The 22306-nt window shown below is 72.6% G+C and carries 13 protein-coding genes and 1 pseudogene; 9 read left to right on the top strand and 5 right to left on the bottom strand.

The genetic code is table 11. The features are described from left to right. The first annotated feature begins 47 nt into the window (after positions 1 to 47). From B207_RS0122860 to B207_RS0122820, 9 genes are all read left to right on the top strand, one after another. A complete protein-coding gene (locus B207_RS0122860) occupies positions 48 to 2753 on the top strand; it encodes a VWA domain-containing protein (RefSeq protein WP_084692275.1) in 2706 nt (901 codons plus the stop codon). An 18-nt stretch (positions 2754 to 2771) separates the two neighbouring features. Then, complete coding sequence (locus B207_RS0122855; RefSeq protein WP_018638925.1) at positions 2772 to 6026, top strand: tubulin-like doman-containing protein; 3255 nt, start codon at positions 2772 to 2774, stop codon at positions 6024 to 6026. Further along, entirely contained in the window at positions 6023 to 8695 is a 2673-nt protein-coding gene (locus B207_RS0122850; RefSeq protein WP_018638924.1) for a hypothetical protein, read from the top strand. The genes B207_RS0122855 and B207_RS0122850 overlap by 4 nt, the downstream gene beginning before the upstream one ends. After that, positions 8692 to 9807: a protein kinase family protein gene (locus B207_RS35080; RefSeq protein WP_035741855.1), complete on the top strand. Its 1116-nt coding sequence runs from the start codon at positions 8692 to 8694 to the stop codon at positions 9805 to 9807. The genes B207_RS0122850 and B207_RS35080 overlap by 4 nt, the downstream gene beginning before the upstream one ends. Before the next feature lie 7 nt (positions 9808 to 9814). Further along, the gene (locus tag B207_RS0122840; RefSeq protein WP_026311342.1) at positions 9815 to 10912 is read left to right on the top strand and encodes a TRAFAC clade GTPase domain-containing protein; all 1098 of its coding nucleotides are present in this window, start codon (positions 9815 to 9817) and stop codon (positions 10910 to 10912) included. Continuing rightward, a complete protein-coding gene (locus B207_RS0122835; protein WP_026311341.1) occupies positions 10912 to 13551 on the top strand; it encodes a hypothetical protein in 2640 nt (879 codons plus the stop codon). The genes B207_RS0122840 and B207_RS0122835 overlap by 1 nt, the downstream gene beginning before the upstream one ends. Continuing rightward, a complete protein-coding gene (locus B207_RS0122830; protein WP_026311340.1) occupies positions 13548 to 15110 on the top strand; it encodes a putative peptidoglycan glycosyltransferase FtsW/RodA in 1563 nt (520 codons plus the stop codon). Before B207_RS0122835 ends, B207_RS0122830 begins: the two co-directional genes overlap by 4 nt. A gap of 64 nt (positions 15111 to 15174) precedes the next feature. Continuing rightward, positions 15175 to 16410: a hypothetical protein gene (locus B207_RS0122825; RefSeq protein ID WP_018638923.1), complete on the top strand. Its 1236-nt coding sequence runs from the start codon at positions 15175 to 15177 to the stop codon at positions 16408 to 16410. 43 nt (positions 16411 to 16453) lie between these two features. Further along, positions 16454 to 17119 carry a LytR C-terminal domain-containing protein gene (locus B207_RS0122820; RefSeq protein ID WP_018638922.1) on the top strand — a complete coding sequence of 222 codons (666 nt, stop codon included), beginning with the start codon at positions 16454 to 16456 and terminating at the stop codon, positions 17117 to 17119. A 54-nt stretch (positions 17120 to 17173) separates the two neighbouring features. Here B207_RS0122820 and B207_RS0122815 read toward each other — a convergent pair whose 3' ends face one another. The 5 genes and pseudogenes from B207_RS0122815 to B207_RS40780 all read right to left on the bottom strand — a co-directional run. Then, positions 17174 to 17791 carry a TetR/AcrR family transcriptional regulator gene (locus B207_RS0122815; RefSeq protein WP_018638921.1) on the bottom strand — a complete coding sequence of 206 codons (618 nt, stop codon included), beginning with the start codon at positions 17789 to 17791 and terminating at the stop codon, positions 17174 to 17176. Beyond that, entirely contained in the window at positions 17784 to 18578 is a 795-nt protein-coding gene (locus tag B207_RS38805; RefSeq protein ID WP_018638920.1) for a fatty acid desaturase, read from the bottom strand. The genes B207_RS0122815 and B207_RS38805 overlap by 8 nt, the downstream gene beginning before the upstream one ends. Further along, a complete protein-coding gene (locus tag B207_RS0122805; RefSeq protein WP_018638919.1) occupies positions 18575 to 20104 on the bottom strand; it encodes a phytoene desaturase family protein in 1530 nt (509 codons plus the stop codon). Before B207_RS0122805 ends, B207_RS38805 begins: the two co-directional genes overlap by 4 nt. 242 nt (positions 20105 to 20346) lie before the next feature. Continuing rightward, the gene (locus B207_RS35070) at positions 20347 to 21456 is read right to left on the bottom strand and encodes an AI-2E family transporter (RefSeq protein WP_051102629.1); all 1110 of its coding nucleotides are present in this window, start codon (positions 21454 to 21456) and stop codon (positions 20347 to 20349) included. A 432-nt stretch (positions 21457 to 21888) separates the two neighbouring features. Next, positions 21889 to 22306, bottom strand: a pseudogene (locus B207_RS40780) (hypothetical protein); the annotation flags it as partial.

The raw sequence follows: 22306 nt of genomic DNA, 5'->3' as shown, positions 1-22306 counted from the left end.
GCGTAGCTGAGGGATTTGGCAACATGGCTTGGGGGAGTCGTGCCCACGTGACGCTTCAATCGTCGGAGAACCCGAAAAGGGAAGGCCTTCCCGGACTTCTGTCGTGGCGTGTCGTGGCCGTCGCCCTCGCGTTCCTGTGCGCGGCGGCGGTCGGGGTGCCGGCGACGGCGGCGCCCCGCGCGGCGACCCCGGCCACGGGCGCGGGCGTCTCCGCCACGGACACCGCTGCCACCGCTGCCACCGCTACTCCCGCTGCGGGAGCGGCTCCGGCCACCGCCGGTTCCGCGGAGGACATCGAGCCACGTGCCGTGCGCGCGGTCATCATCGCCGACGAGTCCGGCAGTCTCGACGCCGAGGCGGTGCGGCAGGAGAAGGAAGCCGTCGAGCTGCTCGCCTTCAGCGCGCTGACTCCCGACTCGGAAATCGCGGTGGTCGGCTTCGGCAGCTCGAACGGTGAACCGGGGCAGCAGGCCGTCCAGACGTACTGCCCGCTGACGAAGGCCGATCCGGAGAAACAGCAGTCGCTGGTCACGTGCATCGACGGGTTGCACCGCCGGGAACCATCGGAGGGTAACGACACCGACCACGCCGCGGCCATCGGCCAGGCACTGAGCATTCTCGGCCCGGCCCGGGACGACAGTTCCTCCCTCATCTTCCTGCTCACCGACGGCCGTCTCGACGTGCCGAACAGCCCGCAGTACGGAGCGCCGGCAGCGCGCAACACCGAGGCGGGCCGCCAGCTTTCCGCCGCGGTGGCCAGGGCCAGGGAGAACGGCGTGCAGATCTGGCCGCTCGGATTCGGCTCGGCGGACAAGTCGGCCCTCGATGTCTTCGCCGCCGGCGGTGCCCAGCAGACCTGCAGTGACCTGGAGGAATACCAGCCCAAAGCCCGGCTGGCGACCTCCCTGAGCGAGGTGACGCGCTCGCTGTTCGAGGCCATCGGCAATGCCAACTGCGCTCGGACGACCGGCTTCGAGACAGACGAGCTGCAGCCCGGCTCCTCGGCCGAGGTGGAGGTCGAGATCCCCGAGATCAGCACCGACGGGGTCATCGTGGCCGTCAAGGGCGACCCGCGGGTCCGGGTGGCCTACATCGACCCGGAGAACAACGACGTCAGCGACAGGGAGGAGTTCGACCGCTCCGTCTTCACCCGGAGCACCCCCAACGGCACGGTGGAGTCGCTACGGGTGCAGAACCCGCGGCCGGGGACCTGGAAGGTCCGGTTCACAGCTCCGGACGGCCTCTCGTCCCAGCAGACCGTCGGCGCCGCCGCGATGTGGCAGGGGGTGCTGCGGGCAGTGGTCCTCCTCGACCCGCCGGTCCCGGGGCCCGGGCAGGAGGCTGTGATCACGGTACGGCTGCAGACCCGCGACGGGGAGATCAAGGACCCACGCACGCTGGACGGTATCCGGTTCGGCGCACAGGTCTCCGGCGCGGGCTTCGACGAGGAGCAGGTGAGCCTGGTCGACGACGGAACGGGCGGTGACGCACAGGGGGGCGACGCCGTCTTCAGCGGCCGCATCGCCATTCCGCCCGACGCGACCGGGAACCTGACGATCCGCGGCACGGTCGTCGGCCCGGGTGTGGTGGGAGCGTCCGTCGATGCCCAGACGGTCATCCAGAACGGGCCCGCTCCCCTGACCGCGTCGATGAAGTTCGACAGCGACGGCACGGTGGCACCCGGGGAGTCACTGTCCGGCACGGTCGTGCTCGACAACATCGACGGTCGCGCCCACACCCTGTCCCTGCAGCTGCAGTACCTCGTCAACGGTGTGAATGCGGTGATAGATCCGCCGACCATCACCAGCACCCGGCGGGGCCGTTCGGAACACCGTTTCACCGTCACCTTCGCCGAGGACTCGGCGCAGGGCCCGACCGGTGGCACGGCGGTCCTCGTCGATGCCGGCGATTCGGCCCGGACGATCGCCTGGGCCGTCCTCCGCGCGGAGGTCCGGGAGCCACCCTCCTGGCTGGACCGCTTCTGGTGGCTGCTGGTGCTGCTCGGGGCTCTTGTGCTCGCGCTGGTGCTGTTCGCCGCCTGGCGGCTGCGGGCCGCCCGGGAGGCGGGCGACGTCAGCAACGTCACGGTCCGCATTTTCCGCGACGGTGGGCAGGTCGGCGAACTGCGGGCCCGGCGGGACACCGGGGGCCGGTTCGCGTTCGTCGTGCACGATGCGACCGGGACAACCCCGAGGCTGGACTACGCGCACGGTGGCACCGGCTACGTGGTGACCCGCGACAGGCACCGTGTCCTGCTGCTGCGGACGCCGAGCCACCAGGTACAGGAACTGCGCAACCAGCTGCCGGTGCCGATCGAGGGCGGTCTGACGCTGGTGGTGGCCGAGGCCACGACCTCGCCGGGAGCGTTTCCCCCCGGACCGGGTGCGGACGACCCCTACGAGAGGGCCGGTGACTACCGCTCGTCGGGAGAGGACCACGGCGACAGCTATCTCGGCGGCGGGACTCCCAGCGGTGCGACGCCGGGCGGCGGGAGCGCCGACAGCCCCGGCCGAGGGGCGCCGGGCGGCTCCGGGCGGACCGGCGCGGCGGCCGGCGGCGTGGCATTGGAGAGCGACCAGTTCGACCAGACAACGATCATCCGATCGCCCGACGCGGGTACGGCGAGCCCCGGCCCGTTCCCCGCGAAGCCACCCCGGCGGTCGTGGCGACCGGGGCGGCGGTCCCGCCCGCAGGACCCGCTGCCTGGTTACTCCTCGTACTCCCCGCCCACCTTTGACGATCTCTCCGACTGACGGACCCGGTGACGAGCCATGAACATCTACCAGCCCATGCTGTTTGTCGGACTCGGCGGGACGGGCTGCCTGATCGGCGCCGAACTCGAGCGCCGGCTGCGCGGTGAGCTGTGCGGCCCGGACGGCCGGGCGTTGAACCTGCGCGTCCCCGGCAAGAACTACCTGCCGTACCAGCTTCCATCCTGCCTGCAGTTCGTCTATGCGGATCTCAGCGAGAACGAGCTGACCCGGCTGCGCACCCGCGTGGTGCCCTCGGAGGACCACGTGAACGCGGCGGCGGCCACCCAGCACGTCACGCACGGGCTGATCCCGACCATCGACAACTACCCCGATCTGGCACGCAGTCTGCGGGTGAACGCGCGAGAGCATGTTCGCCCCTGGCTGCCGCCGTCCGAAGGCGAGCCGCTGGTCGCCCCGTTGATCCTCGGTGCGGGCCAGCTGCCGACGATCGGGCGGGCGGCGCTGTTCGAGACGTTCCGCTCCGGGGTCGCGCCCGCCCGCGAGCCGGTCGCCCAGGCGGTCGGCCAGATCGCCACCTCCGGCCAGGAGCTGGCCGCGCTGGGCGGCAAACTCGGGCAGACCTGCGACGTCTTCGTCGCCTTCTCGGTGGCGGGCGGCACCGGCGCCGGCATCTTCTATGACTACCTGCACCTGATCGGTGACGCGTTCCAGCAGGCGAAGGTCCGCGCCAAGATCTACCCGCTGGTGCTCATGCCGTCAGCCTTCGACGAGGGGCTTGGCGGTGGCCGGCCGGCCCGGCTGAACGCCGGCCGGGCCCTGCTCGACCTGTTCCGGCTGGTCGACGACCAGAACGGCCGCCCCGCGGGCACCAACCTGACCATGCACGGCACCAGCGGCACGCTCGGGGTGCGCTACCCCGACGGGGGCCGGTCCATCAACCTGATGACCTCGACCGTCAAGACCGGGTTCCTGTTCAGCCGGGCCGGCGGGGTGCAGCGCGACGACCTGCACCGTTCGATCGTCTCGCTGGTCCTTTCCCTGGTCGGGACGGGGCTGGAGAACAGCGGCGGCTCCACCGCCACCGAGACCTTCCAGTCGTTCGCGGACAGTTTCATCAACTCCGACGCCGAGCGGGGCAGCCCTGCCTCCTCCGGCATCGGGCGCCGCGGTGTCTCCACCAGCCTGGTCGCCTCGATGACCATCCCGGCGGAGGACCTCGCCGACCTCGTGGCCGCCCGGTTGCTCGCCCGCGGGGTGGACGACCTGTCGTCATCCACCCCCGGCTCCTCGGCGGACGACGCGGCGCTGATCAGGCGGTTCGCCTTCGCGGCGAACATCGGGCCGATTCTGAGCCGCCAGCCGCCGGGCATCACCGAGTCGTCGGCGGAGCGGGGCGCCGGGGCGATCCTGGCCGCCCTGCAGGCCCGACTGCAGGCGATGCAGGGCAGCCTGACCAGCCTGCACGCCAGCGTCTCCCGGCAGGTGCCGGAGATCGCCGCCGCGTTCGACCCGGGCGCCGGGCTGGACGACCTGCTCGGCGTCGTCGACCTGCTGCACGCCCGGCGCATCGTCGAGGGACAGCCGACGGCGGCCGAGCAGGTCAGCCGCGATGGGGTGGTGGGCTTCCTGGCCAACCGGCGCAGCGAGCCGAGGCCACCCGCCGGCCTCACGCTGAACCCGCCGGTCCCGGCTCCGGGCTCGGTGCGGGACCACCGTCTCGGGTCCAGGGCGCGTTGGGGTGACCCGGCTGTCCAGCAGATCATCGGCGCGCAGGACGCCTGGTACAACTGGCGGACCAGGACCGTCTGGAACTCCGCCTGGGACGAGCACCAGCGGCGCTGGGAGCGCCCGATCACCCGGCTGCGTGCCCAGCTCAGGCTGGTCGCGGACGCCTTCGCGGAGCACAGCCGGGCCGAGCCGGGCGAGTTCGCGCGGCGCGCGGCCGACCTGTACCGGGCCCGGACGGGTGTCACCAACCTGCTGCCGCCGCACGGCGACATGGACAACTTCTACCAGCAGGCACTCGGGCGCCTGGTGGCCGCGCAGGGCCTGGGCGGCGCGGCGTCCGAAGGGCAGGTCGTCCACCGGGTGCTCGGACCGGACGGCTGGCGCCGGGTGTGGCAGGCGCTGATCGAGCGCGGCGGGGACGCCGCCGTGGCCGTCGCGCGGGACCGGCTCAAGGAGGAGGTGAAGCGCCTCTTCCAGGAGTCCAGCGGCATAGCCGGCGAACCGCTGCTGCCGACGATGGCCAGCCTGCTGGCCGAGGTCGTGCGCCGGGACGGCCCGCCCGCCGTCGGCGACGACGACCTGCGCCAGTTCGAGGCGAAGATCCACGGACTGGTGCCCGCGACCTTCTCCCCGCAGGGTTCCGGCAAGCTGAAGATCCTGGTCTCCTACCCGGCGGGTGCCCGCGACCCCCAGATCGAGAAGTACCTGAACCGGTCGCTGCGGCTGCCGACGGAGCCCGGCATCTCGATGGAGTTCCGGCCGATCAACGCCGAGTCGATCGTGGTCGTGCTGCTGCGCTCCTCGATGAGCGTCACCCAGGTGCCGGAGCTGCGCCAGATCCTGCACCACTGGGCCGGCGCGCTGCGCAACGAGCAGCGGGAGGACTTCCTGCGCTGGCGCCAGCGCCTGGGCTACGACTACGGCTGGCTGGCCACCACCGAGCACGACCGGGTGGCCATCCTGCACCGGCTGCTGTGCGCGATGTGGAACGGGCAGGTCCAGGTGCTCGACGGCAAGGCCGGCTCGCCCTACGCGATTCGGGTCGTGCTCGGCGACAGCGGTGGGGACGCGGACGAGCTCGGCGGCTACGGCGGCGGCGGGTACGGCGGCGGCTACGGCGGAACCGGCTACGGCGGCAGCAGCCGACAGCACGCCCGTGACACCCGCGACGAGGTGGACATGACGCTCGCGCTGTCCCCGTTCGAGCCGGCCTCGTCCTGGGGCAGCCTGCTGCGCGCCTACGAGGACTGGTCGTTCGCCGACGACGAGGTGGTTCGCGACGATTTCTGCCGCGAGCTGATGAAGGCTCAGCCGGACGGCCTGAACTCCCAGGTGGTCGAGCCGGACCCGGTGTTCCGGGCCTTCGTCGACAGCGTCGGCGAACAGGCGCGGCTGCTCGCCGACATGCTCGGCGGGCTTCCGGCGGGCAGCCGCAGCTGGGCCGAGCAGCAACACGACTTCTGGGCCCGCACCGTGCCCGCGGCTCTTGAGATGCCGTTCGCCAACGTGTCGACCCCGGCCCGCCGCGACCTGCGCGAGCTCTACCGGATGGTCAACGACCGTCCCGTGGACTTCACCAAGTGAAGGCGCTCGCCGTCGAGGCCAAGGTCATCGACATCGACCTGCGGGAGCGTTATGACGACCTGCTGGCCTTCGGGTCCTTCACGGACGTCCAGCGTGCCTTCGCCGACTCGTACGGCCTGAGCGAGGCGGACCTGACCCGGGTGCTGGTGATTGACGACAGCCGCGACCTTGAGTCGCACGCCCGGGGGTTCGAGCGGATCGTGAAGGCACCCGGCGTGAAACGGGTGATCTGCCTCGCCGTCGGCCCGGCACTGGACGACGCGGCCGACGGCACCGAAGCGCTGTTGTACGGCGGCAGCGGGGCCAGACCGAGACGGACGGCGGTGCGCCGTCCGTTCGAGCTCGCCTCGCACGCCACGCTCTGGGTGGGCGACTCCCGCGGCATCGGCTGGAGTCTCGGCAACCACCAGCCCGACGTGATCGTGACCGGGCCCTCACCGGCAAGCAGCCCGATGTTCGACTCGCTCGTCGACGCGCTGCTGTCGCCGCGGGTGTTCGACCGTGTCTACGAGGCGGTGCGGACCATGCCCGGCGCCGTCGCCTCACCGGGTCTGCGCGTCATGATCGGCCAGGTCGACGACGATGTGCTCGCCGACGCCAGAGCCCGGGCCATCGACCGCATCCTCGCCTCGCACCAGGCCGACGACGGGGCCCGACCGGCCAGCGATCTGGTGCCCGAGCCGTTCCGGCTGCTGCTGCGGTATCCGCGGGTGGCCGATGCGGGCAACCCGATCCTCGCCTCCGGCGGTGAGATGGCAGGGATCGTCGCCACCTGTCGCGATCTGGTCACCGACGGCAGCGCGGCGCTGAACTTCGTCACCAGTCCCGGCGTGGCGCTGCAGAACCTGCGGGTGCCGCGCACCGGCGCCCACCATGGCCAGGGCCTCCGGTTCAGCCAGGCGGGGCTGATCGCCGCCGCCACCCGGCAGGTCGGGGCACGCACGCTGTGGCTGCGGGACGAGCTGCTGCGCCTCATGGAGGAGCACGACAGCCTGCATCCGCTCGGCACCACCGCGCAGGAGGAACTGCGGGCGCGGGGCTTCGCGTTGGCCCCACCGGCGGGCATGGGCCGGGCCGACCTGCTCGCCGCGCTGCGCAAGATGGTCGACGCCGCGCTGACCAGTCGTCGCCCGGTCGCGGAGGTCACGGGCTGGCTGCGCTGGATGCACGAGTTTCTCCTGCCCAGGGGCAGCGCGGCGCGGTGCGAGGAGCTCGTGGGTGCCTGCCCCACCGACCGGCTGGAGTTCCTGCGGGACATGCCCCGCAGGCTGGCCGTCAATCTCACCGCGATGCTGGCCGTCCTGCCGGTGCTGATCGGAGCCGGGCTCGTCGCGGCCGCCGCGGGTTCTGTGTCGGGGAACCTCGGCGCCTGGCTCGGAACGGCGGCCGTGGCGCTGGTCGCGGTGCGCGGCTATCCGTTGGTGGTGGCCCGGCGCATGACTCCGCTGGTTGACCATCAGGCGTCCGACGTGGTCTTTCTGGTGCTGCTCGCACTGCTCGGCGCCGCCGGGGCGTTCGGGCTGTTCGCGGTCGGCCGCGGCGATCCCGGCGGCTATCTGCCGATGGCTGTCGGGATGGCCGCGCTGGCGCTCGCCTGCATCCTCGGCTGGTGGCTGCTGCTCGGGCGGGCGAGCGGCCCGCCCGGCGAGAGCCCGGTCGACCTGCTCGGCCTGGTGGTGACCGCGGTCGCGGGCGCGCACGTCGGGCTCGCCCTGGGCACCACCGAGTCCCTGGACGACTTCTTCAGCGTGCCTGTGCAGCTGGCGGCCGGGGCGCTGGCGCTGGCCGCGCTGGCCTGGTGGCCGCACCTGGTGTGGACGCGGGCGGTGCGCGCCTGGGGCCCGGCGCAGTACGTGGAGCTGGCCCGGGAGACCTCCGAGGCAGTGGCCCGGATCATGGAGGATGTGGCCCGGTACGACTGGTCGCTCACCGGGCCACGGCGCGCCGGTGCCGACCTGGTCCGGGCCATGTCGCTGGCCTTCGAGGACGTGACGGCGGTTCTCGGCACCTACTCGGACCGGCTGCGCGGGTTCCCGGCCCAGCCGCCGCGCCAGCGGCGCCCCGGGGCCGACACCGATGTCGCGCTGCGGCTGCGGGCCATGGGTACGCCGATCAGCAACGTGGTGGAGGCCGACGTCATCGACCTGATCGCCAGCGTTGTCGAGCGGTGCTGGCCTGACATCGAACGCGAGGCGCTCGACGCGCTGAGCAGCCGGGTTCGCGGCGAGACCGGCTTCGGTCTCGACCGCTACGACCGGCATCTCTCCCGGACAGGCGTCCACGCGCCCCCGCCGTTCCGGACCGACGACGCCGACCGTGAGAAGATCGTCGACGCCGCCTGGCAGGAGTCCGAGCGGCTCGGTGTGCTGCTGCGGACGTCGGTCTCCGACGGTGGACTGATGCAGCTGTGCGCGCCCGAGCACCTGCAGCTGCTGGACGTCGACACGAGCGGGGCCAGCGCCGTCCGGTTCGCGCCGCGGGCGGCGCGGTCGTCGCTGGTGAGCCGCGGGTCGGACTCGAAACCGGTGGCCGGAACACCGTCGGGACCGTTGCCTCCCGAGGTGCTCGCCGAGCTGGAATGGACCGACTGGGGGCAGACCGCCGGGGTGCTGCGGCTGGTCCGGATGCGCTCCGGCACCGTCGAGACCGTGCTCAAGGAGGGATCGTGACCTGGTCGACGGGATCGGCTGGCGGCGGTGACTGGTGGGTCAACAGTCCCCGCTCCAGCCGTGACGCCACCCTGACCCATCACACCAGCAGGGGCGAGCCGGTCGACGCGCTGCGCGAGGAGAGCATCGTCTACCGGGACGTCCGCGGAGTGCGCCGGACGATGCAGGCCCGGGTGACCGACGACCAGGTCGATCCCCGGTACAGCCGGCGCCTCGTCGTCGACATGGACACGCTCACCGAGTACGTCCAGAAGCGGGCGCACGCCGCCGGGCGGCGCACGCCGACCGACGCCGCCTCGGTGTCGCGGCCCTCCGACGGCATCGACGAGATCGACAACGAGATCCAGACCGGTCTGCATCTGATCGACGTCTTCGGCGAGCAGGAGTACCCGCGGGAACTGTCCCGTCTGTTCGGCTACTACCCCGACGACGCCGACCCGGAGCCGTTCGTGCTGCTGGTCGAGCGCGGGCGCCCGGTCGAGCAGTTCGCCGGCCGGCTGCTGCTCGACCAGACCGAGCAGTTCCCCGCGAGCCTGCTGCGGGCGCTGGATCTGCTGGAGTCCGCCGCGGTCGTGCACCGCTGGCTGAGCAGCAGCACGGTGCTGTTCGACGACCGGCACGTCCAGATCACCGACTTCCGGTACGCCGTGTTCAGCGGCGAGCGCTGCGGACCGGCGCCCGACCCCTACCCGGCGCCCGAGACCCGCGGCGGCACCGGTGTGGCGACGCCGAAGGCGGACATGTACAGCGCCGGCCAGGTCCTGCTCCGGGTGACCGACGGGCCGCGTCGCGGCGCGGCGACGAGGCGCGGCGACGAGGCGCGTCGCGGCGACGCGCGGCGGCCTCACGGTCGGGGTGTGGTGACGGCGATGACCGAGGAGGATCCGGCCCTGCGTCCCCCGGCAGCCGAACTGCTGGAGCGCCTGCGGCAGGACCGCAGCCCCGTCGTGTCCGGCGCCTGGGGCCCCCGCTCGGAGCGGGACTCCCGGTTCCTCGCCGGGCTCAGCGCCTTCGACACGATCGCCCGTCGTCGACGTCCGGTCGACGACGGCCAGACAGGACCGCCCGCAGGACCGCCCGGACCGGCGGCGGACGACCCCGCAGGACGGTGATGACGACATGACCACGCCCCTGGGGCCGACCGAGGTGCGGTGCCCCATCTGCCTGGATGTCTTCGACTGGGACGACACCGACCTGTTCGTCTTCCGGGACGGCGCCTACGTCCCGCTGGACCTGACGGGCGTGAGCGACCCGGTCAAGCGCCACGACGAGATGATCGGTGTGTACCGGCGGTGCCCGAACCCGTCGGCGGACATGGCCGAGCGGCACTTCCTGCCGATCTCCTACGCCAGTTCCGGGCCACCGCTGGTGATCGGTCTGGTCGGGCGCACCGAGGCCGGCAAGTCGCACCTCCTGGCGTCGATCATCAGCGAGATGGAGCGCGGTGGGCTCGCCCCGCTCGGCCTCCACGTCGCCCCGGTCGACGAGGAGAGCCACCGTAGGTACCTGCGGGAGCATGTCGCCTCCTTCGTCGACGGAGGACGGGCGATCGAGCACACGGCCCGGGTGCAGCGGGACGCGATGGTCACCTTCACCGATGCGGTGCTGGTCGGCGGCGGCGGCGGGCGGGAACGGGCGGTGGCCTTCTTCGACGTCGCGGGCGACGACCTGGCGGTGCGGACGAGGTCGATGCGGTTCGTGCTCGCACTCGACGCGCTGATCTTCGTCGTCGACCCGGAGTACGCGCTGCGCCAGGGTGCTCCGTCCGACGGTGACGTGGCGTTCGAGACGGTGATGGCCCGGCTGCGCGCCCAGCCGGGGCTGACCGAGCGCCTGCCGGTCGCCATCGTGGTGAGCAAGTCCGATATCTACCGGTTCGAACGGCCGGTCGCGCGCTGGTACCGCCGGCCGAGCCTGTCGGCCTATCTGGACGGGCAGCCGGACACGGCGGAGATCGTGGCCGAGAGCCGGGACGCCTTCGCCTTCCTGCACTCCCGCGGCGCCCGGGCCTGGCTGCGCCCGTACGAGACGTTCCGTCACGCGACCCTGCACTTCGTGTCGGCCACCGGGTCGAAGGCGGTCGCCGACGAGCGGACCGGCGGGCACAAGGTCTTTCCCCGCGGTGTCCGGCCGCGCCGCGTGCTCGACCCTCTCGGCGCGATCTTCGCGATGTGCGGCCTGCTCGGCGACGAGGCGGCCAGGAAGGCCGGAGTCTGATGACGCCGGGGCGTCTCGACCAGAACGAGTTCGAGTTCGTCGACGAACGCGGCGGGTTCGTCCTCGTGGCCAGCTCGATCACGAACCCGGACGAGCGGGAGCGGTGGCTGCGCTGGCTCGCCGGCTGGGAGAACGTGAACCGCACCAACCGCGTCTCCCAGCCGCGGACGTCGCGGGCCTACCTGCGCGCTGGCGAGAACGCGGCGGTCGTCCTGCGTGAGCAGACCGGCGAGGACTCCCGGCGCGGCATGCGGGTGAGCGTGCTGACCGGCCACTCCGTCGACCTCACCGCCAGACGCGCGGCGCGCCTGGTGCGCTGGCCCGACGGCCGGCCCTGGCCGCCGGCCCACGGCGCGGAGGCGGTGGCCCGCCTGCCTGCGCGCACGCCCGAGGAGTACGGCATCCGTGGTCCCGGCCAGCAGTCGGACGTCGCCTGGCGCGGCGAGTTGCGGGTGACGTCCCCGTCGTCCGACCTGGGGGAGGTCCTGCTGCAGGATCCGCTGGCGGTGACGCTCGCGGCGGTGCTGCGGCAGCGGGTCGATGAGGCGGTCGGCCAGGGGAGACAGGTCGTGCTGGTCGGTGCGGACGAGCCCACCGCGGCGGCCCTGGTCGTGGCCCTCACCGGCCTGCTGGAGTACATCGGCGACGATCCCCGCTGGCCGACGTTCTCGACCTTCGAGGCCACGTACCCGCGGGTCGCGGCGCATCCGCACGACCCAAAAGTGATCTTCATGCCGGATCGGGTCGAGCCGGAGCGGGGCTTCGACCGTCCCGTGGCGTACGCCTACCTCGCCCCTGCCCTGTGCGGGGAGGGACAGCAGCCCTACGTGGCGCATCGCGCCGCCGGTCCGGATCCGTTCGCCCGGATCGCCCGGGCCGTCGTCCTGGCCGGCGGCGCCGGGCTCGGCGAGGGGCAGTGGCGGGCCTTCCCGGTGCTGGAGGACCGCTGGCTGCGGCGGGTGGCGGACTGGGCCGCGCAGGTGGATGCCTGGGCCGCGTCACACGGAGTCCCGGCGTCACCCGGAGTCCCGGCGTCACCCGCCCCGGGGGAACCGGTACCGCATCTCCCGCCCGCCCCGGAGGAGCTCGACTACCGGCTGACCGGCCTGCCGCGGGCCGACCCGCCGCCGGTCGTGCCGCCGCCGGTCGTGCCGTCGCCGAAACGGACGCAGACGGGCTCCGCCGGCGGGTACGAGGAGGCGGGCCCCTGGTACGAACGGCACGGAACGCAGACCTCGACCGGGTGGGCCGCGCCCGCTGACACCACCCGCCGGCAGCCGGCCTCCGACCCGGGCCCACCACCACGGACCCCGCACGAAGCCGAGGAGCTGCTGCGCCGGGCGATCCACAACTTCCCGGACGCCGGCCCCTTCACGCCCTCGACGCACACGGTCGACGCGTTCATCCAGCTCGCGCGCACCCACCGGTGGCTGAACTCCAACGAGCGCAACCTCGTCAAGGGCTTCCTGCTGCGTCACCTGCACTGGGAACAACGGCCCTCCGCGGCCTGGGAGACGGGAACAGCCGGTTCCCGCAGCACCCGGCTTCCGGCCGTCGATGCCCTGGCCGCCATCCCCCTGCGCCAGGACCTCGCCGCGAACGAGCTGGTGGAGTGCCTGCTCAAAGTGCTGCAGCTGAGCGCGGAGAACAGACACGGCGACGTCGGTCGTCACCTCAGGACAGCGCTCGAACTGCTGGTGGCGTTCCGTCCGCTGACCCCGGCCGCCCGCGACCAGCCGGCGGCCGCCGCGCGCGGCCCGGTGACCGGTACAGGCCCCACCGACTCCATCGTGCCTGCTGCTCCCGCGTGGCCCACCGGCCCCACCGGCCCCACCGGCCTCGCGGGCTCGGCCAGTCCAGCGGGCTCGGCCAGTCCAGCGGTCGAGACCGGCGTGTCCGCGCACACCGCGGACCGTGCCCGGCCCGATGGCGTTGTCCCCGCGGGCGAGCCCCTGCTGAGGATCGACGATGTCTTCGTCATCCACCTGCAGCAGCTCGTGGTCGCGGCGGCGGAGGCCGTTCCCCTCGGTCCGCCGGTCGAAGGCCTGTTGATAACCGCGAGCCTGCTGGGCACGGCGGCCTGGCTGCCGCCGGAAGCCGTCACCGAGGTGCTGCGGGCCAGCGTCGCCCACCGGGGTGAGGAGCTGCTGGCCGCCGAGGGCCTCGACCTGGACCACCCCCTGACGCGGCCGGTCCGTGGGCCGGGGGCCGCCGGGCCTGAGCTCGACCAGCTTCAGCAGAAGGTGCGGGAGGAACTCGGACGGCTGACCGGGGAACTGCGCGACCTCAACCCGACGCCGGTGAACCAGACCGCGCCGGACGGGAGGTACGCCGACCCGGCGGCGGGGGACCAGGCGGTCGTGACAGTGCTCATCCGTCGGCTGCGCAGGCTGCCGGCCCGGCTCGACATGCTCGGCGCGGAGCTGGTGGACGCCGTCGACCAGCTCGAGGAGGAGCTGCGACGCCAGATCGACGCCCAGGCCGGGGATGGAGCCGGGGAGGGAGAAGGCGTTCCCAGCCGCCGGGCCATGTCCGGTGACGACGTCTTCGGGCGGGTCGCCGGGTTCCTGACCAGTCACTGGGCGGCGGCCGCCTTCATCCTCCTCTGCCTGTTGACAGCAGTTCTGGATCTCCTGTGACGACTCCCTTCACCCTCACCGGGCCGCCGGACGGCGACGAGACGGAGCCGGTGAACGAGACGGGGCCGGTGAACGAGGCGGCCACCGGCGGACGGTGGTTCGCGCTGCCCTGGGTGATGGCCGGTGCGGCCCTGCCGGCCCTGCTCGTTCTCTGGGACATCCAGGCCTATGACCGGGCTTTCGACCATGGGCTCGGCCGTGGTGCGGCGGCACTCGCCCTCGCCGCGCTGCTCGGCGCACTGCTGGTGCTGGCGGTCCATCGGGTTCACCCCGACGACGCCGCGCTCGCGGTGGCGGTGGTGGTGGGCGTCGTGCTCACCGTCGGCTTTCTCAACCGTGAAAGGTTCCTGCCCACGTTCTGGCCGTTCCTGAGCGTCGCCGTGGGCGCCGCGGCCATGCTCACCGCGGCGCTGCTGGCCGCCGGGCGCGGGCCCTGGCCCTGGTCTCGGCCCCGGCCCGATCCACGGGCGAGGGCGGGGTGGGCACGGCGGCCACCGGAGCGGCCGCTCGCCGCGGTGCTCGCTCTGCTCGCGCTGCTCACCGTGGCGGTCCTGGGTCTCACGGCCCCGTGGACGGAGTCGCTCTCGTCCCGACCGCTCGGAGCCTCGCCGGCCGAGCTGCTGCGCTATCTGTTGTTCGCGCTGGTGGCCGCACTGCTTCCGGCTCGGACCGTCCGTGCCCGGGCCGCCGGGGCCGCCGGGGCCGCCTGGGCCGTCTGGGCGGTGGCCGCGCCACTCGGCCTGCTGCTCACCACCGCTGACGTCGCCTCCGCCGCGCTGCTGGCGATCGGCGTGCTCACCCTCCTGGCCGTCCGCCGGCTGTGGGCGGCAGCCGCCGCCGCCGCGGTGGTGGCCGGTGGGGGCGGCCTGGCCTGGTGCATGCTCGCCACCGGTGCTGTCGACGGGGAACGCCGGGCCGCGGGCCTGCCCGATCTGACCGACCGTGGCTGGCACGACGACATCTGGGACCGGCTCCGCCTGATCGACGCCGGCTGGACCGGGCCGGACCGGGCCGGCCTGCCGCCGGCCCACGGGTCCTGGTCCGGCCGGGATCTCCCGTTGATCGGCCTGGTCGAACAGTACGGCGTGCTGTTCGCCGTGTTCGCCGGGCTGGGTGTGGCCGCCCTGGTCGGCCTGTTGGTGTGGCTCGTCGCGCGTGCGCCGTCGTCGCCGGTGAGAGCGGTGTCGGCAGGGCTGGTCGCGATGCTCGCGGCCGGGCTGGCCCTGCCGGGCCTGGTGCTGCTCACGGATGCTCCGCGGCTGGGGACCGCCGTGCCGCTGCTGTCCGGCGGCGGGACGTCGCTGGTCCTCGCCCTGGCCTCGGTCGGGCTGGTCCTCGGCGCCGCGGCCCGGGCCGGCGGCGACCAGGACGCCCGGCGGCCGGCAGGCACCGGTGCTCTCGCGACGCCGGGAGTCACCGCCGCCCTCACCGCCGGAGCGGTCGCGGTGGCGACGGCAGTCGTGACACTGGCGCCGCTGGCCGGTGCCCCCACGGAGAACACACGCGGCGATCACGCCACCGTCCTGACCGAGGCCGGGAGTGAGAGTGAGAGTGAGTAGGACAGCACCCACTCCGGTGCCTTCCCCGCCACCGGTCGTCGAGCCTGGGCCGGGAGGGTCGTCGGTGGGGCACGAACACCACCCGGAGGACCAGGGCGGCGGTGCGCCGGTGCACGACGGCGATCCCGGTCCGTGGGGGGCGGCGGAGCAGGTGCTGCGCCGCGCGGTGTGCGCCTTCGACGACCGGGCCTGCCTGACCGCGCAGATCCACACGCTGGACGCGCTCGTCTCCGCGATGAAACGTCGCCAGTGGCTGTCCGCCGAGGAGAGCCGCGCCCTGCACGTCGCCCTGACCGCGATCCTTCCCGGCCTGCACGGCCGGCCGGTCCTGCGGCGCGCAACCCCCACGGAGCCGGCTCGGCCGGTGCGCCGCCGGCCCGACTGCGTGCCCGCGCTGCTGCGGACCCTGCCCACCGCCCGCGTCCAGCCGGACCCGATGCTCGACGAGCTCGTCGCGGCGCTCACCGCCCCGGCCGGCGTGCGTACCGACCGGGCCGAGCTGCGCGCAGCCCTTGCGGGTCTGGTGAGTCGCGTCCCGCCCGCACCGATGCTGGACGCCGCGACGAGCATCCAGCAGTTCGAGCTGCACCTGGCCAGCTGCGCCCACGCGGCCCAGGGCCGGATTCTCGCAGTGGCCGCGACGGCGGTCGACCCTCCCGTCGCCGTGCTGTGGGTACTGCTGGACAGCATCCGGGACGGCGCGTGGCTCACCGAGGCCAGGTTGGAAGGCCTGCGGAGCGCGCTGTTCCCGCCGGAGGCCCGGGCCGCCGCGAACCTTCCCGCCACCCCCGCGGCGATCGGGCCGCAGCTCGACCCGGAGGTCGCGGAGCGCGTCCTCGCGGCGGCCGACCAGGTCATCGCGGACCTGGGCCGCGATCTCGCGGAGCTCCACCAGGACTTCGCGGCGGCCACCGCCCAGGAGCTGGCCTGGGCCGCCGACATCGTCGTCGACGCGCTGTCCGCACTGTCGAGGCAGGTGTGCGGCCAGGGGCCGGGGGACACGCGGGTTCAGTCCGCGGTGACCAGGCTGCGTACGACGGTCATGCGCACGATGACGGGTGACGACGGCTCCGGCCGGACCATCCGACCCGACGGAACCGACGAGACCCGCCGGGAGCGGTCAGCCGCCGCCCAGGAGACCATCGACGAGCTCACCTGGCGGATCCGGACCGCCCCGACGTCGGCCGGTCTCACGATCCTTGTCGCCGACGCCATCGCGGCGCTGCTCGAACGACTCGACACCCCCGTCTCTGTCGACGACCTCGACGCCGCGCTGCGACAGCGCTGGCCGGACGACTAGTCGTTCCGCGGACCAACAAGGCCGACAAGGAGGCCAGCCAGCCGTGAACAGCTTCTCGGAGGAGCCGCCGCAGGACCCCCGGACCCGATCCACCCGCGCCGTCGCGGCGACGATGGTCCTGGTCGTCGCCCTGCTGGCCGGGGCTCTGATCGTCTCGCTGGTGACCGACCGTGCCCAGAACGGTGTCCTGTCGTCAACGTCGCCGGACACCACCCCGACCGTCACCGCACCGCCGAGTGCAACCGAATCGCCGAGTGCAACCGAATCGCCGAATGCAACCGAATCACCGAATGCAACCGAATCGCAGACCTCCACCGCCACAGCCACGACAGCCCCCCCACGGACCGTGCCGACGGAGGCCGGGGGTGGGCAGCCTCCGCCAGGACGCCCGGAGGTCACTGTCATCGACAATTCTCAGGACGGCGGCCTGGTGGAGCCCGCGAGAGCCGTTCTGCGGAACCTGAACTACGTGGTCGCCAGCGCGGGGGAGGCCCGTACCGTGCCGGGAGAGCGGGAGGGTTCCATCAATGTCTCGCACACGAGGATCCTGTACGAGGACGGGCACGAGGCGGCCGCGATGGAACTGGCCAGAGTCCTTGCTCCCTTCGACAGCGAGGAAATCCAGCCGCGCCTGAACGACGGGTCGAAGTTCTCCCCAAACGGGACTCTTATCCTTGTTCTTAACGAAAGTTTCTCGGCCCGTCCCTGACTCTGTGCCGACCCGATGGAAACCGGCGATCGGCCGTGCCCGTCCCGGGGGTGCCTATCCAGGGATTTTCCGCCGTAGTCGCGGAATTCTGTCGAAGTAACCGGCGAGCCTGGCGGCCTGGTCGAAGAACTCCGTCACTCTCGAGGAGTCCTCGTCGAGGTGGGCGAGTGTCTCCGCGCCGAGGTAGAACGCGACGGCCGCGTTGGCGAGTACCGGCAGGCGCACCAGGCTGGCGAACGGCCTGCCGTTCAGCAGCGTGCCGATCACCTCGGCGGCCAGCGCCTCCCAGCGCCGGGTCTCCAGCGTCAGCCGGTCCGCCAGCCGTGACCCCGGCCGTGCCCCGGCGTACAGCTCCTGGACGGCGGAGATGTGCCCGACCTCGGTGTCCTCGAGATAGAGCCGGCGAAGTATCTCCACCGCGCGCCCGGCCCGGTCCACACCGGACAACTCGTCCCGGTACCGCTGGGCGCGCGCCTCACAGGTGTGGGTGAGGGCTGCGACCAGGACGTCGTCCAGATCCGTGAAGTGGTAGTAGAGAACGCCGGGGGTGAAGCCGCCGACCTGGGCGATCGCCCGGGCGGTCGTGCCGGCGTAACCGTGCCGCACGAGGCAGGCCAGCGTGGCGTCGAGGATCCGGCCGCGGGTGTCGGTCCGGCCGCGGGTGTCAGACAACGCGTATCGGCCGAACGTCGTTCGCGGCGAGGTAGCCCTCGAGCCGGCGGGCGAGCGCCGCGAGACGGTGGCTGGGCACCTGTGGGTACAGATGATGTTCAAGGTGGTAGGTGAGCTCGAGGAACACGGCGGGAATGATCCTCCCGCGCAGGGTCCGGGTCTGGGTCAGGGGTGTGTCGCCGTAGTCGTGGTGCGGCAGGTACACCGTCAGAAACGGGTACACCCAGCTCCCGACGATCGCCATCACCGCGTAGACCAGCACGGCCGGGGTGTACGGCCACACCAGGGCGCCGCCCGTGAGCGCCACCACGGGCGCGGCGGCCTCGGCGAGCAGCCAGCCGCGGTCGCGTCCCCGCTGGTAGGACCACCACCACAACCGCGGCAGGAAGACCGGGCCGTAGGCCACGGCGCCGAGCAGCGACAGGTCGGCTGGATGTCCCTCCGGATCGTCGGGGTGGGGGAACAGCTGGTGGTGGCGGGTGTGCGTGGCGCGGTAGGCGTGCCCGCTCTCCAGGAGGACGAGCCCCATGACGAACAGCGCCCGGTCGGTGGCGGGGCCGGACAGGCCGAGCGTGCCGTGCACCACGTCGTGGGTGACCGTGACGACCGCGACGAAGATCCCGAAGACGATCACCGGTGTGAGCCACCACCAGCCGGCCCACGCCGCCGCCGCGAAACAGAGCATGCCGGCGAACGGGCGGGCGAGCGCGATCCACCGCTGCCGGCGGGTGGTGACGAGCAGATCGGCCCCCAGGTCGGCCAGCGCCGGCAGGCCCGCCGCGGTCAACGGCGGAACCCCCTCTCGCGCAGCATCCCCTCCGCGACGATGCGACTGCCCAGCACGCAGGCCACTGTGCCCAGACCCGGCCAGGTCGAGTCACCGACCAGCCAGAGCCCGGGGCCGCCGAGATCATGCGGAACAGCGTGCTGGTTGGTGTTGCGAAGGTGCTGGCGGGCGCCCCCGACGGCGCCGGCCGGGCGGAAGCCGAACCGTTCGTAGCTGCGCGGCGTGCCCGTCGCCGCGAACACCGCCCGTTCCCCCAGTGACGGGTAGGCGCGGCGGGCGCATCCGACGAGCAGCTCGCCGACCCCCTTCTTGCGCTGCTCGTATTCGCTGTCGTCGAGTCCCGCCCAGGCGGACAGCTCGGTGTGGGTGGAGATCATGACGGCGCGATGCCCTGGCGGTGCGCTGAGGATGTCCCCGGGTTCGGAGACGGACACGAACATGTTGTTCCCCTCGCCCAGCGGGCGGTCGTACGACTGCAGGAACTGATGGTGGGTGAACTCCTGTCCGTGCACCTCCTCCTCGGGTACTCCGAGGAACACGACGCACGCGCCCCCGAGCGCCTGCGCGTCACGTTCCAGATAGGGCCGCAGCCGGTCGGCCACCGGGAGCCCGGCGCAGATCGTGGCAGTGGTGGCGACGGGTACCGCGGCCACGATCCGGCGGGCGCCGATCGCGCCGCGGCGCGTCGACACCCGGTAGGCGCCCGGCTCGCCGTCGATCCGGGAGACCGCGCACCCGGTGCGCAGCCGGCCGCCCAGCCCCCGGTAGTGCGTGACGAGTGCCCGCCAGAAGCCGTGCATCCCCCCGGCGTGCCGGCTCAGGCCGGCGCCGCGGATCGTCACGCCGAGCGCCGCGTTGATCAGCGGCGCGTCGTCGACGGTCGCGTGCACCGTGTCCTCGACGAGCATCGCCAGCAGCCCGACGAGGGCCGGGTCGTCGCGCAGCCCGTGGCGGCGCAGCGCGTCCCCGAGCGTCCAGGTCAGATAGCGGGCGAGGGGGACGCCGGCCGGGCCGAGCGCCCGCAGGTCGTGCAGTGCGTCCGTCGGACGCCGCACCGGGAGACGCACCCCGGACCGGCTCGCCCGCCAGAACGCCCGCGCCAACCGGTCGAGCAGGGACCACAGCCGCCGGTGCCGGTCGGTGTCGCCGAGCAGGCGCCGACGCTCGGCGTGCCACAGCGCCGGATCGCGGTGCAGCACGACCTCGCGATCAGGCAGGTGGGCCACGTAGCCCGGTAGCTCGCAGGCGTCCAACGGCTTCATTCCGCTGCTCTGCAGCAGCTCGAAGCCGACGCCGCCCGGCGCGAAGTCGACGAGCGTGGTGGCACCCACGTCGAAGGAGAATCCGCGCTTGCGGAAGTAGCCCGCGCAGCCGCCGGCATGGCCGTGCGCCTCGAGTACCACCGTCGACAGGCCGGCGGCCTGCAGCCGAAGCGCTGTGGCCATGCCGGCCGGGCCGCCGCCGACCACCGCGACGTCGAACGGCTCGGTTGCTGTCGGCGCGTCCTGAACATCTGTTCTGAACATTTGTTCAGAGTGCGGCAGAGGGGTCGGGAGGGTCAAGGCGAATCCGCGACCAGGCTCGACCGACGACCCCGAGCACCGCGTGGGATTCGGCGGCATGCGGGGTGTTCGGAGGGCATCGCCGTCCTCCTGGCCCGCGGCTGAGCCGATCTGGCCCCGGTGGGCCAGCCGTACTGGGCCGGCCGGGTGGCCGAGCTGCGGCGTCTCGTTGCGTGAGATCCACGCCGTCCGGCGAGGCCGTGTCCTCAGGGAGGCTGGGTTCCCGAACGCGTGGATGTCGAGGAGCTCTCTGCCGCGGTCTCGGCGGTCGTGTCACCGAGAAGTGGGCGCAACCACTGGGCGGCGGGATCGGAGTCGATGAGCAGCGCCTTGACAAGCAAGGTCATCGGAACCGCGAGCAGCGCCCCGAGCGGGCCGAGGACGAGTGCCCAGAAGACCACGGAAAAGAAGGTCAGTGTCGCGGACATCCGCACGACGTTCCCGACGACCTTGGGCTGGATCAACGACTGCACGACCATGTTGATCAACGAGTAGACGGCCACAACCCAGAGCATGCGGGCGACCCCGCCCTCGAGCAGGCCGAGCAGCGCGGGTGGGATCAGGCCTACCAGGAACCCGATGTTGGGAATGTAGTTGGTGATGAACGACAGCAGTCCCCACAGCAGTGGTAGCGGGATGGCCAGCCAGTGCAGGGCAAACACGTCGAACACCGCCACGACCAGCCCGAAGAGCGAGGAGACGGCAAGATATCGTCGCGTGTTGCGGGCGAAATCCCGCAGTGCGCCGACCAGGAGCGGCCGCGACTCGGCGGCCACGTCGAGCCGCCGGACGAACAGCTCACTGTCGATCGCCAGGAAGAAAAGCAGAGTGACGAGGAGCACCAGGTTCGACCCCACCGAGGCCAGCCCGGAAAGAATGTCCTGAAGCGCGCCGGACACTTTGGACAGGTCGAGCCGGCTGACCGTCACGCTGGCCTGTTCCGGCCTGACGCCGAGATCCTCCAGCCACCCGGCGACCTCGTCGAGCAGGTCGTCGAACTGCGGGCCATAGTCCGGCAGCAGCGTGACCAGCCGGGCGGCCGACGCGACCAGGGCGGCCACCAGGCCGGCGATGACCGCGTAGACAGTCGCCATCGCCGCGACGACGCCGACCCATCCGGGCGCGCCGCACCGGCGCAGCCGCGTCTGTAGCGGGTGCACCGTGATGACGAGGACCAACGCCAGGAACGTCGGGCCCAGGGTGTCCCGGAAGGCCCGGATTCCCGCTACGGCCACGGCCAGCGACGCCAGCCCGAGCAGAATCACCGTCGAGCGTGCCAGCGATCCTGGTGTGGCACCAGCTGACGGTCTCTGCACCGGATCTCCGATCCTTTCGCGTTCGCGCATCTCGAGAGGCGTCGACGCCGATGCCGGACACCTCCCGGGAAAGCCGCGCCTTTCCGGGTTCGGCGGTTATGCGGGCCGGGCCCACATGCCGTGTCACCACTATCCGATCCGTCGCCGGAAGACTTCGGCATGTCGAGCCCGAGGATCCGGCGTCCGGACACGGGACTGGCTGGACACCGTCGGCCGGGAGTGACGAGTGCGGCATATCACCGGGCCTCGGCGTCCGGCCTTTCCCGAGTCCTCCCGAGTCCTCCCGGGTCCTCCCGGGTCTGCCTGTAAGCCCGTTGTGGCAGCGCCCGGCGCGGCGCCTTTCCGCCGAGATGGAGGTCCGCGCGCTGACCGGCGCCGGAGCGGAGAAGGCGACAGCGGCCCGCTGACCGCGTGTGGAGTCCGCGTGTGGAGTCAGAGCGTGCGGGAGTGGTACCCGGCGGCCCGGGCCGTGAGCTGGGCCGTTCGCTGTTCGGTGGTGACTCGGGGGAGGTCGAGGTTGTCCACGTCGGCGAGGGAGACGACCCGGAAGTCGTGCACCAGCATGGCCGGGTCGATCGGCGCGCCGGGCGGTGCCGCCTGCCACCGGATGAGCCCCAGCCCTTCGCGCAGGCCGGTGGTGTCGAGCCAGTTGGCGACCCCGGGGTCCTCGTGGGCGAGGACGAAGGTGAACGTGCCGTCGGGGTTGGGTGCGGTCTGGGCGAGGTTGAGCGAGACCTGGTGCTTCCTGGCGTTGGGGCCGAGCATCCACGGGTCCATGAGCTGGAAGCCGGTGTAGGCGGCGCCGACCGGGTCCGTCGTCACGACGATCGCCTGGTCCGGGCGGAGGTCC

Source organism: Parafrankia elaeagni (assembly GCF_000374165.1).
Classification (GTDB): Bacteria; Actinomycetota; Actinomycetes; order Frankiales; family Frankiaceae; genus Parafrankia; species Parafrankia elaeagni.
This window is presented reverse-complemented; position numbering and strand designations above follow the sequence as displayed.

Coding starts and splice junctions, on each gene's coding strand:
- B207_RS0122840 (WP_026311342.1), top strand. CDS start 9,815: ATGACCACGCCCCTGGGGCCGACCGAGGTGCGGTGCCCCATCTGCCTG.
- B207_RS0122855 (WP_018638925.1), top strand. CDS start 2,772: ATGAACATCTACCAGCCCATGCTGTTTGTCGGACTCGGCGGGACGGGC.
- B207_RS0122835 (WP_026311341.1), top strand. CDS start 10,912: ATGACGCCGGGGCGTCTCGACCAGAACGAGTTCGAGTTCGTCGACGAA.
- B207_RS0122805 (WP_018638919.1), bottom strand. CDS start 20,104: ATGTTCAGAACAGATGTTCAGGACGCGCCGACAGCAACCGAGCCGTTC.